This is a genomic window from Mycobacterium sp. E3298 (genome assembly GCF_001666895.1).
In the GTDB taxonomy this organism is placed as follows: Bacteria; Actinomycetota; Actinomycetes; order Mycobacteriales; family Mycobacteriaceae; genus Mycobacterium.
The window spans coordinates 1-1,119 of sequence record NZ_LZJB01000310.1; the positions used below are offsets into that span (position 1 = coordinate 1).

A 1,119-nucleotide genomic window follows, 5' to 3' on the forward strand; every position below is an offset into this window, starting at 1 on the left:
GTTCCAGCGCGCGCAGCCACGCCGCGGTCAGGATGCCGTCGCGGTTGCCGAACCGGTGATACAGGGTGCCCGCGGGCACGGATTTCAGCAGCGACTCCAGCAGCGCCTTGCGGGTGCCGGCGTCGGGCAGCGGCAGGCTGAGCTCCCGGTCGCACAGGTCCGGCGCCCGCAGCCGCGCGTCGAGCTGGTCGGGCCGCGCGGAGGTGGCGATCAACGCGACGCCCTCGGTCGCCACGGCGGTGCGCAGCTCGCCCAGGATCAGGGCGGCCACCGGCTCGGGGGTGGCCGGCAGCAGGGCGTCGACGTCGGTGATCAGCAGGACGCCGCCGCCGTCGCGGACGGCCTGCACCGCCGAGCTCACGGTCTTGAGCCGGTCCTCCGGCGTCAGCGCGCCCACCTCGGGACCGTCCAGCTTGACCAGCCTGCGGCCGTCGCACACCGCGCGCACCAGCGTCACCTTGCCCACCCCGGCCGGGCCGGACACCAGCACGCCCAGGTTGGCGCCGGCGCCCAGGGTCTTGAGCAGGTGCGGCTCGTCGAGCGCGAGCTTGAGCCATTCGATGAGCTTGGCGGCCTGCGGCTGTGAGCCCTTGAGTTCCTCGAGGACCGTTTCGGGGCTGGCCACGTCGACCAGCTCGGTGGACACGGCCGGGCCGCCGGCCGGCACGCCCACGCCCCAGGTGACCAGCGAGTTGGGCTGCACGCTGACCGGGCCGGGCGGGTCCACGCCGGTGACGGTCAGCAGCTCCGAGGTCCAACTGATGCCCACCGAGGCCGCCAGCGCGCGGGTGGCGGCCGCCGTCGAGAAGCCCGGGCCCAGATCGCGGGGCAGCAGCGACACGGCGTCGCCGACGGTCAGCACCTTGCCGAGCAGGGCCTGCCGCAGGGTCACCGGCGAAATGGACTGGCTGGCCAGCGACGAGCCGGACAGCGTCACCGACCGGGCGCCGTAGACGGTGACCGCGCCGACGATCACGGCGGTGCCCTCACGCAGCCCGGCGTTGGACAGCGTCACGTCGTCGAGCAGCGCGGTGCCGACCGGGGTGTCCGGCCCGGCCAGGCCCGCCACCGCCGCCGTGGTCCGCGAGCCCGTCAGCGCCACCGCGTCCCACTCCCGAA

General features: G+C 75.1%; 1 protein-coding gene. It reads right to left on the reverse strand.

Features of this window, described 5'->3' with window-relative positions; all coding sequences use genetic code 11:
• Positions 1–1,119, reverse strand: a 1,119-nt coding sequence (locus tag A9X05_RS14555; RefSeq protein WP_231978382.1) for an AAA family ATPase, incomplete at both ends; no start/stop codon positions are given.